The 20,441-nt window shown below is 58.7% G+C and carries 21 protein-coding genes; 15 read left to right on the top strand and 6 right to left on the bottom strand.

Annotation, left to right across the window (positions count from 1 at the left end; genetic code table 11):
• Nucleotide 1: 1 nt before the first annotated feature.
• Complete coding sequence (locus tag GSQ81_RS05085; protein WP_158909935.1) at nt 2-1,060, bottom strand: folate-binding protein YgfZ; 1,059 nt, start codon at nt 1,058-1,060, stop codon at nt 2-4.
• A gap of 57 nt (nt 1,061-1,117) precedes the next feature.
• On the opposite strand from GSQ81_RS05085, the gene GSQ81_RS05080 reads away from it, so the two are divergent.
• The 8 genes from GSQ81_RS05080 to GSQ81_RS05045 are packed head-to-tail and all read left to right on the top strand — an operon-like array spanning nt 1,118 to nt 10,231.
• Nucleotides 1,118-2,698, top strand: coding sequence for a hypothetical protein (locus GSQ81_RS05080; protein ID WP_254059996.1), 1,581 nt, complete (start codon nt 1,118-1,120; stop codon nt 2,696-2,698).
• Between the two features lie 14 nt (nt 2,699-2,712).
• The gene (mtnP, locus tag GSQ81_RS05075) at nt 2,713-3,573 is read left to right on the top strand and encodes an S-methyl-5'-thioadenosine phosphorylase (protein ID WP_158909583.1); all 861 of its coding nucleotides are present in this window, start codon (nt 2,713-2,715) and stop codon (nt 3,571-3,573) included.
• 52 nt (nt 3,574-3,625) lie between these two features.
• Complete coding sequence (locus GSQ81_RS05070) at nt 3,626-4,564, top strand: PfkB family carbohydrate kinase (protein ID WP_158909582.1); 939 nt, start codon at nt 3,626-3,628, stop codon at nt 4,562-4,564.
• The gene (locus GSQ81_RS05065) at nt 4,551-6,236 is read left to right on the top strand and encodes a glycosyltransferase family 39 protein (protein WP_254059995.1); all 1,686 of its coding nucleotides are present in this window, start codon (nt 4,551-4,553) and stop codon (nt 6,234-6,236) included. The genes GSQ81_RS05070 and GSQ81_RS05065 overlap by 14 nt, the downstream gene beginning before the upstream one ends.
• Before the next feature lie 46 nt (nt 6,237-6,282).
• Nucleotides 6,283-7,086 carry a diaminopimelate epimerase gene (gene dapF, locus GSQ81_RS05060; protein WP_158909581.1) on the top strand — a complete coding sequence of 268 codons (804 nt, stop codon included), beginning with the start codon at nt 6,283-6,285 and terminating at the stop codon, nt 7,084-7,086.
• Nucleotides 7,083-8,033: an LD-carboxypeptidase gene (locus GSQ81_RS05055; protein ID WP_158909580.1), complete on the top strand. Its 951-nt coding sequence runs from the start codon at nt 7,083-7,085 to the stop codon at nt 8,031-8,033. The genes dapF and GSQ81_RS05055 overlap by 4 nt, the downstream gene beginning before the upstream one ends.
• A 16-nt stretch (nt 8,034-8,049) precedes the next feature.
• On the top strand, nt 8,050-9,492 hold the full coding sequence (mpl, locus tag GSQ81_RS05050) for a UDP-N-acetylmuramate:L-alanyl-gamma-D-glutamyl-meso-diaminopimelate ligase (protein ID WP_158909579.1): 1,443 nt from the start codon (nt 8,050-8,052) through the stop codon (nt 9,490-9,492).
• 4 nt (nt 9,493-9,496) lie between these two features.
• Nucleotides 9,497-10,231: a 1-acyl-sn-glycerol-3-phosphate acyltransferase gene (locus GSQ81_RS05045; protein WP_158909578.1), complete on the top strand. Its 735-nt coding sequence runs from the start codon at nt 9,497-9,499 to the stop codon at nt 10,229-10,231.
• On the opposite strand, the gene GSQ81_RS05040 is transcribed toward GSQ81_RS05045, so the two are convergent.
• From GSQ81_RS05040 to GSQ81_RS05025, 4 genes are all read right to left on the bottom strand, one after another.
• A complete protein-coding gene (locus GSQ81_RS05040) occupies nt 10,210-10,866 on the bottom strand; it encodes an SPOR domain-containing protein (protein WP_158909577.1) in 657 nt (218 codons plus the stop codon). The two genes, GSQ81_RS05045 and GSQ81_RS05040, sit on opposite strands and share 22 nt — an antisense overlap.
• Before the next feature lie 2 nt (nt 10,867-10,868).
• Nucleotides 10,869-11,645, bottom strand: coding sequence for a slipin family protein (locus tag GSQ81_RS05035; RefSeq protein WP_158909576.1), 777 nt, complete (start codon nt 11,643-11,645; stop codon nt 10,869-10,871).
• A 469-nt stretch (nt 11,646-12,114) separates the two neighbouring features.
• Complete coding sequence (locus GSQ81_RS05030) at nt 12,115-12,543, bottom strand: DUF4440 domain-containing protein (RefSeq protein ID WP_158909575.1); 429 nt, start codon at nt 12,541-12,543, stop codon at nt 12,115-12,117.
• A gap of 164 nt (nt 12,544-12,707) precedes the next feature.
• Nucleotides 12,708-13,187 carry a PepSY domain-containing protein gene (locus GSQ81_RS05025; RefSeq protein WP_158909574.1) on the bottom strand — a complete coding sequence of 160 codons (480 nt, stop codon included), beginning with the start codon at nt 13,185-13,187 and terminating at the stop codon, nt 12,708-12,710.
• Between the two features lie 228 nt (nt 13,188-13,415).
• Between GSQ81_RS05025 and dnaK the strand changes: the two genes are divergently transcribed.
• The 5 genes from dnaK to GSQ81_RS05000 all read left to right on the top strand — a co-directional run bounded on the left by dnaK (nt 13,416) and on the right by GSQ81_RS05000 (nt 18,567).
• Entirely contained in the window at nt 13,416-15,332 is a 1,917-nt protein-coding gene (dnaK, locus tag GSQ81_RS05020) for a molecular chaperone DnaK (protein WP_158909573.1), read from the top strand.
• Nucleotides 15,333-15,587: 255 nt separating this feature from the next.
• Nucleotides 15,588-15,758, top strand: coding sequence for a hypothetical protein (locus GSQ81_RS05015; RefSeq protein ID WP_174237932.1), 171 nt, complete (start codon nt 15,588-15,590; stop codon nt 15,756-15,758).
• Nucleotides 15,759-15,885: 127 nt separating this feature from the next.
• Entirely contained in the window at nt 15,886-16,797 is a 912-nt protein-coding gene (locus GSQ81_RS05010; protein ID WP_158909571.1) for an Fpg/Nei family DNA glycosylase, read from the top strand.
• A 61-nt stretch (nt 16,798-16,858) separates the two neighbouring features.
• Entirely contained in the window at nt 16,859-18,097 is a 1,239-nt protein-coding gene (locus GSQ81_RS05005) for a DnaJ C-terminal domain-containing protein (RefSeq protein ID WP_158909570.1), read from the top strand.
• Nucleotides 18,098-18,114: 17 nt separating this feature from the next.
• Complete coding sequence (locus GSQ81_RS05000) at nt 18,115-18,567, top strand: helix-turn-helix transcriptional regulator (protein ID WP_158909569.1); 453 nt, start codon at nt 18,115-18,117, stop codon at nt 18,565-18,567.
• A gap of 37 nt (nt 18,568-18,604) precedes the next feature.
• Here GSQ81_RS05000 and GSQ81_RS20230 read toward each other — a convergent pair whose 3' ends face one another.
• Entirely contained in the window at nt 18,605-18,739 is a 135-nt protein-coding gene (locus tag GSQ81_RS20230) for a hypothetical protein (protein WP_256369655.1), read from the bottom strand.
• A gap of 52 nt (nt 18,740-18,791) precedes the next feature.
• Here GSQ81_RS20230 and GSQ81_RS04995 point away from each other — a divergent pair, with 52 nt between their 5' ends.
• Together GSQ81_RS04995 and GSQ81_RS04990 are read left to right on the top strand one after the other, a co-directional pair.
• Complete coding sequence (locus tag GSQ81_RS04995) at nt 18,792-19,979, top strand: glycosyltransferase (protein WP_158909568.1); 1,188 nt, start codon at nt 18,792-18,794, stop codon at nt 19,977-19,979.
• An 88-nt stretch (nt 19,980-20,067) separates the two neighbouring features.
• Nucleotides 20,068-20,439, top strand: coding sequence for a PilZ domain-containing protein (locus tag GSQ81_RS04990; protein WP_158909567.1), 372 nt, complete (start codon nt 20,068-20,070; stop codon nt 20,437-20,439).
• Nucleotides 20,440-20,441: the final 2 nt, after the last annotated feature.

Here is a 20,441-nt window from a genome sequence, read left to right as displayed (position 1 = left end):
GCTACACTCTCTCAGAAGATTCAGATGCAGATGGGGACTTGGTGGCTTCAACGGTATTGAAAGGACGAGGGATAGGAATTGCAGTCCCGCCAGGATATTGAAGTCGAAGGTTGCGCTCCAGTGCTTCGCGGCGAACATATCCGAGGCCTAATTGCACTGTGCCTGTGGGCAACGGAATTGCTGCGGCGCTGGTCAGTTCGCCGACCTGCTTGTCTTCCGCTTCCAGCAGGGTACTCGGACTAGGAACGGCTCCTGCAAGTCGAAAAGCGGTGAAGGCGCGATGCACGTTGCCTCGCGAGCGAATGCGCTCGACAATCTCCTGGCCAAGATAGCAGCCCTTGGAGAAGTGCAGGGCGCGGGCTTGCCCGGTCTCCTGCGGTAACTCGCGCTCTCGTATGTCGGTTCCATAGCGTGGTGTGCCTTCAAGCAGCCGCAGCCATTCCTGGCTCTGCGGATCACAGATCACGGCCCCTGCACTCAGGAGTGCTCGATATAGAGCTTCAGCAGTCTCCGGCTCCGTCCAAATCTCAAATCGGGGAACTAACGGGCTGTAGGCATGAATGATCGTGACATTGGACGAGTTCCATACTGTCGCCTGGAACTCAAGCTCACCAAGAGATGCAGCAGAAAATCCGATATTTTCCAGCAACGCCGTGGCCTTGGGGCCAGAAATCGAAAGGCCTGACCGGCCTGCACTATTTTCGGCCAACTCGACGTCATCCATGATGATGAAGCGATCGAGCAGCGACATCAGGCCAGAAATATGTTCAGAGGCGGTCTCAAGCAGCAGGGCGTCGGGCTCGGCAAAGATGTAGCCATCGCCCTGAATACGTCCCTGCACGCTGAGCAAAAAGTTGTAGCATCCGTGACCCGGCTGCAAGTCCTGAACGGAGTTCGTAACCATGCCGTTGAGCCAGCGCACGCGGTCTTCGCCCGTCACGCGAATCCAGCCGACGCTATCGATTGAAGACAGCCCAGCGCCATCAAGCAGGGCAGCGAGTTGCAGGGCTTCGTCCGGCGCTTGCAAAGAGCTGATCTCGGGATTGGCTAGGGGGGGCATCACGATTAGGGAAACTCTGCGTACACTTGATTATAGCGATGTATGCGGAGGTTGAGGTTGCAGCGAGGACTTGGTGGCAGAGGGTTGATTTTGGCGGGGTGGCTCGCAGCGACAGCAATCTGCATGGTTCCCAGCGCGGCATTTGCCGGGCAGACGGCAGTTCCGGCGGAGCAACAGCCTGCTGCTGCCCCAACGGTACAAGCGCCGATGACGAAGGCGCAGGCAAAGGAGCTCTTCCGCTCGGTCGATGAGATTCTGAGCTTTGTCAGCAATGACTCCAAGCTGCCGATTGAACATCGTGTGAAACGAAAACTTATATCGCGCGACCAGGTCAACCGCTACCTGACGAAGAAGTTCGATGAAGACGAAGGCACGAAGCGGATGGAACGCTCCGAGATCGTTCTGAAGAAGTTTGGGCTGCTCGACCGTGATTTTCACCTGCGCCCTTTTCTGCTCTCACTCCTGACGGAACAGATTGCAGGCTTCTATGACAACAAAACGAAGACGGTCAGCTTATTGGACTGGATACCGCCCGATCAGCAAAAGCCTGTACTGGCGCATGAGTTGACGCACGCATTGCAGGACCAGAAGGTAGGGCTGACGAAGTGGTCTGATGTAACTCCTGAAAACACAGCCAGCAATGCGCAGGAGGACAATCAGCACATCCAGATGGATGAAGCAGACACGGCACGCGATGCGGTCGCCGAAGGACAGGCGATGGCTGTGTTTGTGGACTACACGCTGAGGCCAACAGGAAAGACGCTTGCCGATGCTCCCGAGTTGGGAGACCGGTTGCAGGACATGGCTTCTGACTCGAGCGGTTCGCCGGTAATGGCAAGGGCTCCGCTGCTGTTGCAGGAGTCTCTACTGTTTCCTTATACCGATGGGCTCAGCTTTGAGCAGGCGATTCTCGTGAAAAAGGGAGCACAGGCGGCCTTTGCCGACGTTCTGGCAAACCCACCCTCTTCGAGCTTCGAGATCATGAATCCCAAGGCTTACATGTCTCATGTGCCCGTCCCTGTGTTGCGGCTACCGGACATTCATCCATTGATCGATGCGGAGTACGCCCCGTATGACGTAGGTGTCATGGGCGAGTTGGATGTTCGCATGTTGACGGAGCTGTTCGGCGGCCAGAAGATAGCGACCGCGCTGGCGCCGGAGTGGGCAGGCGGTGTCTACTATGCCGCGCAGCGCAAATCCGCGGTGACGGAGGCAGAGAAGTCGTCGACGGCTTCGATTGCATTGCTCTACTACTCGCGCTGGAAGAATGCGGACTCGGCGCGCTCGTTTTTACGGATCTATGCTTCGGAGATACCTCGCAAATACTCGGGCGTCGTCCGGCGCACCCAGGATGAGGCCGATGGAAACGAGCAGATTTATTCCACCAGTGAAGGGGATGTTCTCCTCTCCCTCTCAGGCAAGGGCGTCTTCGTCAGCGAGGGTTTCGAGTTGCCTCTGGCGCGCAAGCTGCGAGACGAGATTGTAGGCCTCCAGCCGGTAGGCCCTGTGCAGACGGCAGCGGTACAGCCGCACGAACTGTCACTTGGGCTGTCACATACGCTGTCCTCGTTTGGGATCATTCGAGCGGCAGCCCTGCAACGATATACTTTTGAAGGTCATCCGAGCACGGCTCGGTAAAGGAGCAAGGCATTTTGAACAAGGCAGAGATTGGAATTATTGGCGGCAGCGGCTTGTATGCCATGCCCGGACTTACGAATGTGCGCGAAGAGCGCGTCGAAACCCCCTTCGGCGAGCCTTCGGACGCTTTTGTGCTTGGCGAGCTTGAAGGCCGTCAGGTTGCATTTCTGGCTCGGCACGGGCGTGGGCATCGCCTGCTTCCCAGCGAGTTGAACTTTCGCGCCAACATCTTCGGCATGAAGCAACTGGGCGTCGAACGCATCCTTTCGGTCTCTGCCGTAGGCTCGCTGAAAGAGGAGCATAAGCCGACTGACTTTCTAATGCCGGACCAGTTCATCGACCGCACCTTCGCTCGCATTGCAACCTTCTTCGGCGACGGCATCGTGGCCCACGTCGGCTTTGGCGATCCAGTCTGCGCGACGGTCGCTTCCACCTTTGAGAAGGCTTGTGCTGAAGTCGGTGTCGTCGGAAAAAATGGCGGAACCTATGTCTGCATGGAAGGCCCTCAGTTCTCGACCCGCGCCGAGTCGAACCTCTACCGAAGCTGGGGCGCGGATGTCATTGGCATGACGAACCTACAGGAGGCAAAGCTGGCCCGCGAGGCGGAGATCTGCTATGCAACATTGGCAATGGTGACGGACTACGATTGCTGGCGCGAAGGCCATGACGATGTCACCATCGACCAGATCGTAGCTGTGCTCCACCAGAATGCGGACAACGCGGCGAAGGTAGTTCGTGCTGCAGTCGCAGCTATGCCAACGCAGAGAACATGCGCCTGCGTCGATGCGCTCAAGTATGCGGTTCTTACCGATCCGAAGGCGATTCCTGCTGAGACGCGACAACGGCTGGCTCTTCTCTTGGATAAATATCTGTAAGCGAAGAGCGAACTATTAAATCGAAGTGACTAACTGGTATGAAGAGGAGTTTATGTCCATTCTTGTTGTAGGATCTGTAGCTTTTGACAGCATCGAAACTCCGCATGGCGCGGTGGACCATTGCCTGGGTGGCGCGGCAACGCATTTCTCGCTGGCTGCAAGCTACTTCACTCCCGTGCGCGTGATCGCTGTCGTCGGTGAAGACTTTACCGAGCTTCACGAGGGCGTGCTGACCAAGCGCGGCATCGACACGCAGGGCATCGAGCGGGCCAAGGGCCTCAGCTTTCATTGGACAGGTTCCTACTCGGGCAATATGGACGAGGCGAAGACGCTGGGAACCGACCTGAATGTCTTCCAGACCTTCGAGCCCAAAATTCCCGCTGCTTATGCGGACAGCAAATACCTCTTCCTCGCCAACATCGATCCCGCGCTTCAGGCCCGCGTTCGCAGCCAGATGCCGCAGGTTCGCATGGTTTGCGGCGATACGATGAACTATTGGATCGCCGACCACGGCGAGAACCTCGCGAAAGTTCTCCGCGATCTCGACGTACTGCTGATTAACGATGGCGAAGTCCGCATGCTTGCCGGCGAGCGGAACCTGGTTCTGGCTGCCGAAAAAGTTCTGTCGATGGGCCCCAAAACTCTTGTCGTGAAACATGGCGAGTACGGAGCCACAGCGTTCTTCAGCGACCGCTCTTTCGGAGGGCAGACGAAGATCTCCCGACCTTTCCGTGCACCGGCGTTGCCCCTGGCCGAAGTCGTCGACCCCACCGGCGCGGGAGACTCCTTTGCCGGCGGCTTCTATGGCTATCTCGCATCGCAGCCAGAGCTGACGCCTGCGGTCTTTCGCACGGCGATGTTCTACGGCGGCGTGATGGGATCGTTCGCCGTCGAACGCTTCGGAACGGAGCGCTTGCAAGCGGTCACTCGTGAAGAGATCGAAGAGCGCTTCAACCTGTTCAAGGAGATCTCTCATCTTGAAGGAGCGTAGACCGATGCGATTGAAGCCGGTTACTCTGGCGGCGCTAACTTCTCCAGCCGGAGAGGCGTCGCCCGACGAGGTGCGTCCGGCTACGAAGGAAGAGAGCTTTCCTATCGCTCTCATCGCGGTCATCCTCTCTTTTGTTGCGCTCGCTCTCTGCTACTCGCACGGCTATCTTTTGCTCTATGGAGATGCGGTCGCCCATCTCGGCATCGCCCGCCGCATCTTCGACTCGCGCAATCCTGGCCTGTCGCAGCTAGGCGGAGTCTGGCTACCGCTACCTCATCTTCTGATCTTGCCCTTTGTGCAGAAGATGGAGTGGTGGCAGAACGGCCTGGCGGGCGCATGGCCTTCGCTGCTCTGCTTTATCGCCAGTGCGGTTGGGATTTACCGGCTTGCGCGTCGCATGATGACGCCGCGCTGGGCCCTCGCGGCAACAGCTTTCTATGCGCTGAACCCCAACCTTCTCTATCTTTCAACGACAGCCATGACCGAGCCTCTGTTTCTCGCAGAGCTTATCTGGTTGACGCTGTTTACGATGGAGTGCACGGTTGCGATACGGGAGTCACGCTACAGCCTGGTAAACCGTCGGCTGATCTACATCGCGCTGCTTATCGTCGCGGCTGTCTTCACCCGATACGATGGCTGGATACTTGGCGCAGCGGCATGGTGCATCGTGACCTGGTGCCTTGCGCATCATCGCGAGGTCTGGCGCAAAGTCGCTCCATCCTTCATCCTCTTCACTCTGCTTTCCATCGCCGCTCCTCTAAGCTGGCTTGCTTATAACCAGCACTTTTATCACGATCCACTGGACTTCATGCGCGGCCCGTACTCTGCGGCTGCCATCGAGAAAAAGACCTCGCCGCCCGGTTCGCATCACTATCGCGGATGGCACAATCCCGGCTGGGCGCTGCTCTTCTTTACACGCACGGCACAGGTCGATGCCTCGGTATGGGAGACAGGCTTCGCTGTCATGCTCGCCGCGCTTGCGGGGCTGGCGCTGGCTATCCGCAGACGCCTCGCGTTGCCGTGGCTGTTGCTCTGGCTGCCGCTGCCTTTTTATGTCTACGCCATTGCCTACAGCTCAGTGCCGATCTTCATTCCGCAGCTATGGCCGCACTCTTACTACAACGCCCGCTACGGCATGGAGCTGTTGCCTGCGCTTGCGGTATCCATGTTTCTCGCTGTCGAATGGATACAGCTTCGATGGAGCCAGTCACAGCCGCTCAAGGCACGGTTCCTTCATCCTGTTGCCCTGGTTTTGATCGTCGCGAACACCATCGCCATGATGCACTTCATCCCCCTGGTGCTGAAGGAGGGAATGGTAAACGCCAGGACGCGAATGTCCCTTGAGACGTCCATTGCGCGAGTGCTGAAGTCCTTTCCGCCCGGCGTTCCTATCCTGATGTACAACTCCGACCATATTGGAGCGATTCAAGATGCGGGAATACCGTTAAAACAGACGGTGAATGAAGGTGATTACGATAGCTGGAAGGCCGCACTCGCCTCACCCGCCGATCATGCGGCCTATGTGATCGCCATCAAGGGCGACCCGGTTTCCAAAGCAGTCGATGCTAATCCTCAGGGCCTCACCGAGTTGACGATCCTCTGCACCACTGGCCAGCCCTGCGCGCGCATCTACCGGTCCAACCGCTTCGGTTCATCGTCCAAGACGCCGTAACTTCAATTCGCTGTTTTCAAGAACGCTGAGGCAGAATAAGAGAAGCATGATTCCTTTTGTAAAAGCGCACGCCTGTGGCAACGATTTCTTGATTATCGAAGAGCCTCTGGCGCAGCGGCGTCACGCCGACCTTGCACGCAAGCTCTGCGCCCGCAACACCAGCGTCGGCGCGGATGGCATCGAATTTCTTGATCGCAAACCCAACGGAGAGTTCTTTCTCCGCCTCTTCAACGCCGACGGCAGCGAAGCCGAACTCTCCGGCAACGGTACCCGCTGTGTAGCCGCATGGCTGGCCAGCAGCGAAGGCATCAAGCACGTAGCCCTTGGCACACACGGCGGTGTGCGTACCTGCCAGGTAATCGAAGCAGCCGATCCTTACTTCCTCATCGAGAGCGAGATGGGCGTTCCGCGCGTGATGCCGCGCACCATCGAGCTTCCCGAAGTGGGCAATGTGGCCGGTGCGATGGTCAACGTGGGAAATCCACACTTCGTCCTCTTTGTGGATACGGACGACTTCAGCGCGCACGGCAAAAACTGGCAGGACCTCGGTGCCCGCATTAGTACAAGTCCGCTCTTTCCGCATGGCACCAACGTGGAGTTTGTCCGCGTCCTCTCGCCAACGGAGATTGCCTTCCGCATCTACGAGCGCGGGTGCGGCCCAACGACATCTTCGGGTACTGGCACATGCGCTTCTTCCTCGGCAGCAATGGCGCTTCGCGACGTAAACCGCTCGCTGACCGCCATCGCCGAAGGTGGCGCGCAACAGACAGTCTGGCCAGCTAACGACGCCGTAATGCGTCTGACTGGCCCTGCCGAAATCATCTGCCGTGGTGAGGTTGCAGCGCTGTGACCACCTCGAACAGTGCGACGATAAAGCCTGCCGCGCTGCGTCCCGGCGCGACGCTGGCGGTCCTGTCGCCCGCAAGCACTCCTAAATCCGATCTGGTGCATCGCGGTATCAGCAGATTGCAGGAGCTCGGCTATCGAACCGTCCTCGGCAAGCATGCGCTGGATCGCGGGCCTCTCTACTATGCGGGCACGTTGGAGCAGCGCCTCGAAGACTTTCATGCAGCCTTCGCCGATCCGTCGATCGACGGCATCCTCTGCACTCGCGGCGGCTGGGGCTCGGCGGAGTTATTGCCCTTTCTCGATGCAGCACTGATCCGCGCCAATCCTAAAGCATTTATCGGATACAGCGATCACACCGCGCTGCATAACTGGCTGCATAACGAGGCCAATCTCGTCACCTTCCATGGGCCTATGGTCGCTGCCGACTTTGCCCGCGAAGACGGCGTCGACACGGCAAGCTGGCAGCACGCCACCGCAGGCGATACCTTATGGTCGCTAGGTGCTGCCGATGGACTCCGCGTACTTTGCAGCGGAATCGCTGAAGGCGTCCTGCGCGGCGGATGCCTCTCGATCCTTGCCGAGTCTTTGGGTACTCCTTATGCACCGCGTATTACCGACAGCATTCTCTTTCTCGAGGACATCGGCACCAAGCCTTATCAATGGGACCGCATGCTTCTCCATCTGCGTTACTCGGGAGTGTTGAAAGAGGCGCATGGAATCATTCTTGGCGACATGAGCCAATGCGTATCTCCCGAAGAGAACGATTATCTGGAGCGCGCCATTCTGCACTCGCTTCGTGACTTCGAAGGCCCCATCGCCATTGGCCTGCGCAGTGGCCATGTTGGAGTGCCCAATGTCACGCTGCCGCTGGGCATTCCTGTTAAGCTGGATTTGGCCGAAACGGGGAATCCGCGAATGCACTTTCTCGAAGCAGCGGTTACGATCTAGCCTCTAAGTAGACATCATGCAAAAGCTTAAACACATTCATCTCATCGGCATCTGCGGCACCGCGATGGCGTCCCTCGCGGGAATGCTGCAACAACAGGGGCACCGCGTTACCGGTTCCGATGCGGCTGCCTATCCGCCGATGAGCGATCTGCTGCGCGGCCTGAAGATCGAAGTTCGTGAACCCTATGCGGAGAGCAATCTTGAGCCTCGGCCCGATCTGGTAGTCGTCGGCAATGCCATCTCTCGCGGCAATGTTGAGCTGGAATATGTACTCGACCAGCGCATTCCGTTCTGCTCTATGGCGGCCATTCTGCACGGCGAATTTCTGCCGGGGCGCGAGTCGCTGGTGGTTGCCGGAACCCACGGCAAGACCACGACAACCAGCATGTTGGCCTGGATCTACGAGGTCGCGTCGCGTAGCAATCCCAGCCTCGCGCCGTCATTTCTGATTGGTGGCGTGGCGGAGAACTTCGGCACCAGCTTTATGGTGCGGCCAACCCGGCCATTCCTGCTCGAAGGCGACGAATACGATACTGCCTTCTTCGATAAAGGTCCAAAGTTCCTCCACTATTTTCCTGATGCGGCGATTCTTACGCACGTCGAATTCGATCACGCCGACATCTATCCCGATCTCGCTGCGGTAAAGACGGCATTCAAGCGCTTCGTCAATCTCATTCCTCGGCGTGGCCGCGTAGTGGCCTTCGATGGCAGCGAAAACGTCAGCGAGTGTGTCGCCAAGGCCTTCTGCGCGGTGGAGCGCTACGGCTTCTCTGTGGACTCGCATTGGTGCGTTACAAATCTTCGCCATGACGAAGCCTTGAGCTGCTGGACGCTCTCTCGCAACGGCGCTGCGTTTGCTGAACTGAGCCTGCCGATGGCGGGCCAACACAACGCGCTCAACGCGACCGCCGCCGCTGCCCTCGCCGCAGGGCAGGGCGTTCCGGTCGAGGCGATCATCGAGGCGCTGGCAACCTTCAGAAGCGTAAAGCGCAGGCTCGAGGTCAGCTCCATTGTCGAAGGCATTACCATCATCGATGACTTCGCGCATCACCCGACTGCCATCCGCGAAACACTGCGTGCCTTGCGTGAATCTTATCCAGGACGACGCCTCATCGCTGTTCTCGAACCTCGCTCCAACACGCTGCGCCGCAATGTCTTCGAGGCCGATCTGGTAGAGAGCCTGGCACTAGCCGATAGCGTTGTGATTGCAAATGTCTTCAAGTCCGAAAGCATTCCTGCAAACGAGCGGCTCATTCCGGAGAACGTCGTCGCACATCTCAATCAGGCCGGAACACCCGCAGCCGTCTATGCCGATGCTGATGCGATTGTGGAAGCTCTGGTGCCGCAGCTCCGAACCGGCGATGTCGTTGCCATCTTGTCGAACGGCGGCTTTGGCAGTATCTATCAAAAACTTCCGCACGCGATTGCCCACTCGGTTGCCGCTGTAGAACGGGCATAAAAACATGTTCGCGACGCTGAAACTTCTTTTTGTTTATACCGCGCTGGGGCCTCTTGCTGGCCTCATCGGCATGCCCTATTCGCTTCTGGTGCAGGACATCAGCCGTCTCTACCGTGTGGCGATGTGGATCGCCAATGCGGGTGTTCGCGCGGCAGGCATTCGTATCGAGATCAGCGGTCTGGAGAATGTTCCCTCCGACCGTCAGTGCATTTACATGTGCAACCACGTCTCCAACCTCGATCCGCCGGTTGTGCTTCCGCTGCTTCCGGGCCGCTGTTCGGTGCTGCTGAAGAAGGAGCTGATGCGCATTCCTATCCTTGGCACGGCGATGAGGATGGGCAAGTTTGTGCCGGTTGAGCGTGGACATCGCCGCGAGGCCGCGCAGGCCAGCGTGGCGGCTGCGGCGGACGCGCTTCATTCAGGGCTGAATATTCTGGTCTTCCCGGAAGGTACGCGTGCGAAGGATGGAAGGCTTTCCATCTTCAAAAAAGGGCCGTTCTTTCTGGCGCAACAGACCGGGGCGCCGATTGTTCCGATCGCGCTCTCCGGCACCGAGCGCATGATGCGGAAGGGAAGCATCGCCATTACGCCGGGAGTGGCAAAGGTGCAGTTTCTGCCTGTGATTGAGCCTACGCAGTATGAGACGCGCGACGAGCTACTCAAGGCCGTGCGCAAGGCCATTGCCGATGCGCTGCCCGATGCGATGAAGCCTGAGGACTACTTGACGATGGCGTTGTAGCCGTCGGCGGTCAGCTTCTGGCGCATCGCGTCGGCGTCTTTCTTTGTGGCGAACGGACCAATCTGCACATGCAGCAACTTATCCTGCGGCGATTGATGAATGGCCGCGTTATAGCCATGCCGTTTCAGAGCACCGACTAACATGTCCGCATCTCCCTTGCGCGAGACCGCGGCTACCTGCACGACTGACTGAGCTGCGCCTGGGACTACTGCTGGTGTCGATGGCGCAACAGCTCGGCTCACAGGGGTTGGCTTTATTGTCAGCTTCGCCGGCACTGCCACAGGGGTTTGCGTGGCCGCTGGCGGAGTCTGTTCGTTTGACGAGCTGTCATCAGCCGGTGTGTCAGTCGATGAGTCAGCAGATGCTGCCTGAGACTCCGGGATTGCTGAGGAAGGCTTCGCAGCGCTGGAGGAACCTGTGTCTTGACTTGCTGCCGGAGCAACTACGCCCGAAGCGGGAAGCGCGGACCGTTTGCCGAGCGAGTAGCCGAAGGCGAAGAAGATGGCGCAGATCAGCACCAGGGCGAAGAAGATGCCAACGATGAAGGACGTTCCCAGAGTCATCTCACGGTCGCGGCCGATGGGTTCGTCGTCGTCTTCTTCCATGTCACGGTTACGGCTGTACAGGGTATTCACGGTCAATCCTTCTTCTCCGGTGTCGCGGCGGACATGATGGATTTATTGAGGAGGTTCATCATCTCGAGCGGCAGCGGGAAGACGATGGTGGTGTTCTTCTCGACGCCGATCTCGGTGAGGGTTTGCAGGTAGCGCAGTTGCAGGGTCATGGGCTGGGTCGCCATCAACTCGGCGGCTTCGACCAGCTTGGCGGCGGCGTTGAACTCGCCTTCGGCGTGGATGACCTTGGCGCGGCGCTCGCGCTCGGCTTCGGCCTGCTTGGCCATGGCTCGCAGCATCGATTCGGGCAGATCGACCTGCTTGACCTCGACCGAGACGACCTTGACGCCGAAGGGCGCGGTGTGACCGTCGATGATGGTCTGGATGCGCTGGTTCAAGGCTTCGCGATGCGCGAGCAGCTCGTCTAGCTCGACTTCGCCGAGGACGGAGCGCAAGGTGGTCTGCGCGAACTGCGAGGTCTGGTAAACGTAGTTGGCGACTTCGATCACGGTTTTGGTCGGATCGATGACGCGCAGGGTGATGACCGCGTTTACTTTGAGGGTGACGTTGTCGCGGGTGATGACGTCCTGCGGCGGCACTTCCATGGCTTCCTGACGCAGGCTGACGCGGACGATCTGGTCGAGCGGGCGGAAGACCAGGATGACGCCCGGACCTTTGGCTGCTCCCATGACACGGCCAAGACGGAAGATCACTCCACGCTCGTATTCTTTGAGGATTTTGATGGAATTGAGCAGGTAGAGGACGACAATGGCGATGGCGAAGAGCACGGGAATAGACATGGTTGCGTAGAACCTCAGGCGGAACAGCGTGCGGCCGCCGCTACGATTGTAGAGCAGCAGAAGTGCGGGTGTGACGAGAGACTGGAGTGGAGGGTTCCAGTTAGTACCTGCCTGTCGAACTTATCTCTCAGGCCCCCACCCCCCTGGGGTACTTTTATCCTAAAATATTCAATTCGTTGGACTTAGCGGGTTAAGTGCCTGCAAAATATTCATTCTTGACGGTTTACGGCTAAAATATTGTTTCTAAATGAGATAGGCCCAGCATTGTCGCTGGGCCTTCTGGGTTTTCTTCTACTGTTTCTAGTTTAGAAGATGGGGTAAAACTGTTTTGCAATTTTGGGAGGTTTATTTTTCGGATCTAAACCATTTATTTTGTGTTGCTTGTGGAGCTACAACGCCAGATATTTACTGCGGGAGGGCTTGACAGGTGTTTTTGCTGGGCTTTTTGAGGGTGGTGTTCGGGAAGTTGTTATGAGGCAGGCGGAAGGTCGTCCTCTTCGGCGGTGACGATTGTGCCCTGATGGTAGAGAATGCGCCAGCCCTCGGCTGTGCTCTGCCAGATGGTGGCTCGGCGGGTGAGGCGTTCGATCTGGCGCAGGGTGTAGGTGAGGAGATAGGTGTCCGGGCCGAGGCGGCGGAGGGCATGGCCGGAGCTTTGCCAGCCTGCAAAGACCGCATCGACTGGTGGAGCGTCGGACATCCAGCGGAGGATGAAGTCCCGGCTGTAGCGGCGGCCTGAGGCTCCTACCTCCCAGTAATCGGGTGCCATCATGCGCTCGAAGTCAGCGTTGGTAGTGCCGAATTCAGGGGTGTGGAAGATGGGTTCGCGGCGTCGTAGCTCGTCGAGGATGGGGAGCAGATCGGGTTCGGTGTGGGTGAAGACCGGCTGGGATGCCATGGAGCGATTGTATGGGGCCGGTCATCAAAAAAAATGTCATAACGATGCCTGAAGTCCAAATGCCAATTAGGACAAGAGCAAGGACAAATACAGGGGTCTCTCCGCTACGGCGGCAAAAGCGCCGCCTTCGGTCGAGATGACGTTGGATTTGTTTTTAAGGTTTCTTAGAGGGAGAGCAGGGCTATGGGGATGATGACTCCGGCGATCAGGAGGCCGGTGATGAGTTTGCGGTTGCGGCTGTAGCGGTAGGACATGTACAGGCCGGAGACGGTGGAGAGGAAGAGGCCAATCGAGACCACAAGGAAGAACAGCTTTAAAGGTAAAGGGTTGTGTGGTTTAGCCAGAATAGCCGATGGCTGGGCCTTTTCCATCTTGTCTGGCTTGTCGGACCGGGTGCCTGCGGATTGCGGCGTGGATGGCGGAAGCTTTCGGACTGGGACCGTCATGGTCTGCTTTTTGTGGATCTGGGCGAGGGTGGCGATCCAGGCGGGTGGCTTATAGGAGCTGCCGCGGGTGGTCTCGTGGAAGCTGAAGGTCTGGAGGGCTCCGGTGAAGGCGAAGAAGAGCAGCGCCGGTGCGATGAAGACGCCCAGGTAGAGGTGAGTGTAGCGGGTGTAGTGGAGGAAGACGTGCTTTCGTGCCATCTCTTCTTTTTACATAAAATTTTGATATCCGACAAGTTTAGTCCTATTTAAAATAAAGATGTGATTCTCGTGGGCGCAGAGAGGGCTGGACGCATCGAAATTAGGGTAAGATGACGCAACTTCATGCTTCTTGGCGCATCAGATAGGTTGACAGTAAGTGACTCAAGGTGAGATTCTGGAACAGTCGCACATGTGAATGGGCCGTGGGCCCGGAATGAGGATTTCTATATGGCAAAGATTATTGGTATCGATCTGGGAACCACGAACTCCTGCGTCGCCGTGATGGAAGGCGGCGAGCCTAAGGTGATTCCCAACGAAGAGGGTGGACGGACGACGCCTTCCGTTGTGGCGTTCACGAAGAGCGGGGAGCGGCTGGTCGGCCAGGTGGCCAAACGCCAGGCGATTACGAACCCCGAGAACACGATCTATTCGATCAAGCGCTTCATGGGTCGCCGCCTGAACGAAGTGGGCGATGAGATGAAGATGGTGCCCTACAAGGTCGTCGCGAAGGGCGACAACATTGCAGTCGTGGCGCAGGGCAAGGAGTACACCGCGCCTGAGGTCTCGGCGATGATTCTTCAGAAGCTGAAGAAGGCCGCGGAGGATTACCTGGGACATTCTGTGACGGAGGCCGTCATTACGGTTCCGGCTTACTTCAACGACGCCCAGCGGCAGGCGACCAAGGATGCCGGAAAGATTGCCGGGCTTGACGTCAAGCGCATTGTGAACGAGCCGACGGCGGCTGCTTTGGCCTATGGCCTCGACAAGAAGAAGGACGAGACGATTGCGGTCTATGACTTTGGCGGCGGTACGTTCGACGTCTCGATTCTTGAGGTTGGCGAGGGCGTGATCGAGGTGAAGTCGACCAATGGCGATACGCATCTTGGTGGCGACAATCTCGACCAGCGCATTGTGGACTGGCTCATCGCGGAGTTCAAGACCGAGACCGGGCTTGACCTGACCTCGAAGGGCAACGAGATGGCGTTGCAACGTCTGAAGGACGCTGCGGAACGCGCGAAGATCGAGCTGTCGACGGCGCAGGAGACGGAGATCAATCTGCCGTTCATCACTGCCGATGCGAGCGGGCCGAAGCACCTGGTGCGTAAGCTGACGCGGGCGAAGCTGGAGTCGCTGGTTGACGATCTGCTGCAGCGGTCGATTGGGCCGTGCAAGCAGGCGCTGAAGGACGCGGGCATCGACGCCAGCAAGATCGACGAAGTGGTTCTGGTTGGCGGTCAGACGCGTATGCCGAAGATCCAGCAACTGGTGAAGGACCTGTTCGGCAAGGAGCCCAACAAGGGCGTCAATCCGGATGAAGTCGTTGCCATCGGCGCGGCGGTTCAGGCTGGCGTTCTGGCGGGCGAGGTGAAGGACCTGCTGCTGCTCGACGTGACTCCGCTGACTCTCTCGATTGAGACGATGGGCGGCGTGGCGACCGGCATGATCACTCGCAATACGACGATTCCGACGAAGAAGTCGGAGACGTTCTCGACGGCAGCCGATAACCAGACTGAGGTTGAGGTTCATGTGTTGCAGGGCGAGCGCCCGATGGCGGCGCAGAACCGGACACTGGGCAAGTTCAAGCTGGGCGGGATTCCGAATGCTCCGCGTGGCGTGCCGCAGATCGAGGTGACGTTCGACATCGACGCTAACGGCATTCTGAACGTTACGGCGAAGGACAACGCGACCGGCAAGGACCAGAAGATTACGATTACGAGTTCTTCAGGTCTAAGCAAGGAAGAGGTTGAGCGGATGGCGAAGGACGCCGAGGCTCACGCGGCCGAGGACAAGGAACAGCGCGATGCAGTTGAGGCGCGCAACGGTCTGGACTCGCTGGTGTACAACGTCGAGAAGATGGTGAAGGACGCCGGCGACAAGGTTGCGGAGTCGGACAAGACCGAGGTCGAGACGGCTTTGGCCGAAGCCAAGACCACGCTGGCGGGAACGCCGGATGCGTCCGAGCTGAACGCGGCCAAGGACAGGCTGACGGGCGTAAGCCACAAGCTGGCCGAGGCGATGTACAAGGCTGCCGCTGCTGCGCCGCAGACCGATGGTGCGACGGCTGCCGAGGGCGTTACCGAAGAGCCGAAGAAGGACGAGGGCGTCATCGATGCAGAGTATGTCGATGTCGATGAAAAGAAGTAAAGGCATCAAGGAACAGGATTGAATAAGCAGTAAGTAATCCATAGAGGTTGCTGTTGCGTATAAGAAGTAGAAAAGAGGGGTGTACCGTCTGGGATGCCCCTCTTGCTTTATCCGGCCTCATTGGAATCTTTGACGTGTAGAGTGCGTCTTATTACCAGGAAAGGTGTTGAAGTGAATAGAAGCGAGGAAGACAGATACGCGGACGTGGTTTGGCTGGAGAAACTGGAGCTCAATCGATTGCTTGGAGGGAAAGCGATGACCGAGACCATGTGGAGATGCGATCAGGTGAGGGCGGGACAACTGTACAACCGCATGATGTTCGATACCAAGGCCGAGGCAGAACAGTTTATGCAGCGGATGCAGCAGATGGAACCGGACCAGACATTTTCGATCGAGGCGATTGAAGCCAGCCAGGTCTGGAACTAAAGAAATTCAGTACGTTGTAGTTTCAGCGTTCAGTAGATAGCAGTGGCGACGGTTGTTCTGGTGGTTGACCAGCGCCGTCGCCATTGTTCGTGTTTGCGAGATTTTGCCAGAGAGGCGACCGAAATCCATGCCGGAAGGAAACGAGATACACCGATGGGCCGAGCGGCACGCGGCGGCGTTTGCCGGAAGGCCGGTGAAGATCGATGGGCCGCAGGGTCGGTTTACCGATGCGGCGGTAATCGACGGGCGAAAGCTGGTGCGCGTCATGGCCGTCGGCAAGCATCTGGGTTACGACTTTGGCAGGGACCGGATTCTGCATGTGCATCTTGGTTTGCAGGGAGATTTCACGGAGGGCTCAGGGCCGTTGCCTGAGGTGCGTGGAGCGCTGCGGCTGCGGATGTGGAATGCTGCTGCTGTAAAGCGTCCGGCCGAGCCAGGTGTAAGTAAGAGGCATGGCTGGTACTCGGAGGACGATGGCACGGGGCATGTCGCTCCGGAGAAGGTTGCGTGGGTTGAGTTGCGCGGGCCGATGGACTGCTCGGTTTACACGCAGGCGATGTGGGAGAAGCTGCTGAAGCGGCTGGGCCCCGATCCTCTCAACGGCGATGGGCCGGAGCGGGCGATGGAGAAGATTCGCAAGAGCAAGAAGGCGATTGGCGCTTTGCTGATGGATCAGGCGGTAGCGGCAGGGATTGGCAATATCTATCGCGCGGAGCTGCTCTATCGAGCGAGGCTGAATCCGTTTACTCCGGGCAGCGAGGTGCAGGAGAAGCTGTTGCGGTCGATATGGAAGGATGCGGGGATTCTGATGAAGGCGGGAATGGTCGACCGGCGTATCGTCACGACCAGGGCCTCGGACCGCCCTCACCGAAGGGGCAAGGTTTTAAAGGAAGAAGCGCACTATGTGTATCGGCGGCAGGGCAGAGAGTGCTTTGTCTGCGGGACGAAGATTTTGACGCAGGTGATGGCGGGACGGAACCTGTTCTGGTGTCCAACATGCCAGCCTGGGATAAGCAAGGGGAATAAGCAGGAGAAGTAATCAGATTTCGAGGTGCGCGGGGCGCGCGCTGTTGCAGAATGGAAGAGGCTGAAGAGAGATTATGGCGACACAGACAAAAGATTATTACGGCACGTTGGGCGTGAAGAAGACGGCGACGTCGGATGACATTCGCAAGGCGTTCAGGAAAGCTGCGCGCAAATATCATCCGGACGTGAATCCGGGCGATAAGAAGGCCGAGGAGAAGTTCAAGGAGATCTCCGAGGCGAACGATGTTTTGAGCGACGACAAGAAGCGCAAGATCTACGACCAGTTCGGCTTCTACTCCGACAACATCGATCCGGCGGCGGCTGAGGCTGCGGCACGCGGCGGCTACGGCGGCGGATTTACGGGCGCTCCGGGCGGTGGACGGGCGCGTACGAGTGGCGGTGCCGGGCAGGAGGTTCCGTTCGATTTTGGAGGATTCGACTTCTCGGACTTTCAGGGCGGCGCTCGTGGGGGGCAGCAGGAGTCGAGCGGCGGATTTGGCGGCAGCTTCAAGGACATCTTTAGTGGCATGTTCACCGGCGGTGGGCAGAAGGCACAGCAGCGCGGGCCGCAGCCGGGAACGGACCTTGAGTATCAGGTGAGCGTCGATTTCTGGACGGCGGTGCGCGGCGGTGTGACCCGGCTGGAGATTCAGCGGCAGGAGGTCTGCCCAAGCTGCAAAGGGAAGTCAACGACCGGCGGCAGCATCGAGTGCCCGGAGTGCCACGGCAGCGGGCAGGTGACGCAGATGGGTGGCCGGATGAAGTTCAACATCCAGTGCCCGCAGTGCGGCGGCACAGGCAAGATACAGAACTCCTGCAAGACCTGCGATGGCGCCGGTGTCGTCATCAAGCGCGAGCCGCTGGAGTTCCGCATCAAGCCGGGAACGCGCGACGGTCAGCGGATTCGGCTGGCGGGCAAGGGCAACGCCGGGATGCACGGCGGCCCTGCGGGGGATCTGTTTCTGATTATCAAGGCCGGGACGAATCCGGTTTTCAGCCGCAACGGCGACGATATCTATGTAACTGTCCCGGTTACAGTGACGGAGGCGGCACTGGGCGCGAAGATCGAGGTGCCTACGATTGACGGACGGACGCAGTTGAAGATTCCACCGGGGACGCAGGCGGGGCAGAAGCTGCGGCTGCGTGAGAAGGGCGTGCAGAGCGCTGCTCGCGAAGGCACTCGCGGCGACCAGATCGTAGAAGTGAAGGTCGTGGTGCCGAAGGTGCAGGATGAACGGAGTAAAGAGATACTGCGGGAGCTGGCGAAGTTGAATCCCGACGATCCGCGGACCGGGTTGTTTGCTGACGTTTAAATTTTCGAGGTTGTGAGATGGCTACGAAGCGGAAGAGCAAGGGCGCGTACATGATTTCGTCGGTGGCGGAGATGTATGAGATTCATCCGCAGACGCTGCGTCTTTACGAGCGGGAGGGATTGTTGCGGCCTTCGCGCAGTGAGGGCAATACGCGGCTCTATACCGACGAGGACCTGGAGCGGCTGGAGTTCATTCTGAACCTGGCACGCGACCTTGGCGTGAATATTGCCGGTATCGCCATCGTGTTGCAGATGCGCGAGCGCATGGAGGAGATGAACCGCCAGATGCAGGGGTTCGTCGACTATGTGCGGACGGAGATGCTGTCGCGCATGCAGCAGCAACAGGACCCGGGATCGGGGCTGGTGCCTATGCGGCGTCCGATGGTGGTTCCGGTGAAGGTGGTTTCGGTAAAGACGGCTTCAGTGAAGACGGTTTTGGTAAAGACGGCGAAGGTGGGGAAGAAGAAGTAGCCCTGCCGGAGGACGGAGAAATACAGGGGTCTCTCCACTACGCTGCGCTCCGGTCGAGATGACGTGCGGTTGCGGTGAGCGAGATGATTCGAGATGATGTGCGGTTGTGGCGCGTGGGCTGGTCGAGATGCGGCGCGCACTTCTTCGCCGACAAAAGAACTACTTCAACCATCACTGCGATAAACTTGAAGACTGCGTGTTAATCAGGGTTTCGCAAGGGTGAGATGAGTCTTCTGCTTCATATCTTGTTTTGGGTCGCGCTCGTCGGCTCGGTGACGTCTACGATCTACTGCCTGATGGTGATGGCGGCGGCGGCACGCTTCGGCTTGCGTAAGCGGCGGGAAGATGCCGCAGAGACTACATTTTTGCCCCCCTTGAGCGTGTTGAAGCCGCTGCATGGCACCGAGCCGGGGATGGAACGCAACCTCGAATCGTTCTTCGAGCAGGACTATCCCGAGTTCGAGTTGTTGTTTTGTGCCCGGCATGACACCGACGAAGGGTTGCGGCTGGCGCGGCGGGTGGCCGAGCGTTATCCCCATGTCGATGCGAAGTTTGTGACCTGCGGCGAGCCTCAGCCGAAGTTTCATAACGCGAAGGTGTACTCGCTGGCCAAGCTGGATTCGGTGGCGCGGCACGAGCTGTATATCACCAGCGATGCAGATGTCCGGGTAACGCGAGATTATCTGCGGCGCATGGTGCAGAACCTCAAGGACCCGCATGTCGGGCTGGCTTCGTGCGTGTATCTGGGAACGGTGGATGGCGGCGCTTCGGCTGGGTTTTCGGCGCAGTTGGACGCGGTGGGCAAGAGCGTGGAGATGACCTCGGGCGTTCTGGTGGCGGACATGCTGGAGGGAACGAAGTTCGCTCTGGGGGCGACCATGGCGGTGCGCAAAAAGTCGTTCCAGGAGGCAGGCGGCTTCGAGGAGCTGGGCCAGTTCTATGCCGATGACTTTGTGCTGGGCAACCGGCTGGCGGCGCAGGGAACCGGCGTGCAGATGGCGACGCACATCATTCGCCTGATGGTGCAGGACACGCCGTTCGGGCTGTCGTTCCGCAACCAGTTGCGCTGGATGCAGAGCACGCGGCGGTCGCGTCCGTGGGGCCATCTGGGCAGCGGGCTGACGTTTGCCATGCCCTTTGGCCTGCTGGGCCTGCTGTGGGGGCTGTTGAGTGGCCATGCGGTAGTAGGGCTGCTCTGGCTCTCGTGGATGGTGGTGCAGCGCTGGATGCAGGCTGGGGCGATTCTGCGGGTGATGGGCGATCCGGACTGGGTGCGGGGAACGATGCTCTACCCGATACGGGACCTGCTCGGAAGCATCCTGTGGCTGGGAAGCTACGGGGGCGACCGCTTCTACTATAGGGGGAAGATTTATCGGCTCAAGGACGGCGGCAGGGTGGAGGCACCGAAGTAGTTTTCTATGCGAGCTGCGAGCTGCGAGCTGCGAGTGCAGGGTGCGGCTAAGATCGTCGCCACTTTCTGTCGATATATCGAGGATGGAGTTGCAGGAACGCCGGAAGGAAGCGCGCTATCTCTGCTTTGGGCAGGTGAAGCTGCATCGGATGCCCGGCATTGTGCGGTCGGGCCGGATCATCGATCTGAGTCTTAGCGGATGTCTGATCGAGCTGCGGTCGCCCGTCTATGTCTCGCAGGGGTCAGCGATTGAGCTGGCCGTGCAGATGAAGGGAGTCGCCTTGCGCATGTTGGGCGAGGTCACCTTTGTCGACAGGCCAAGGCCGGGGCTGATTGGAATCTCTTTTGTGAGATTGAGCGAGCGCGGGCAGTTGCAGTTATCTGAACTGGTCACAGAACTCGGATTGGTTCCGGCGCGCAATCGAAATCGTCTGTCACTGCGCAGGCTGCGGATTTGGTAGGT

This window comes from Granulicella sp. L56, from assembly GCF_009765835.1.
Lineage (GTDB): Bacteria > Acidobacteriota > Terriglobia > Terriglobales > Acidobacteriaceae > Edaphobacter.
Note: the sequence above shows the minus strand (reverse complement) of the source record. Positions and strands in the feature narration are given on the sequence as shown.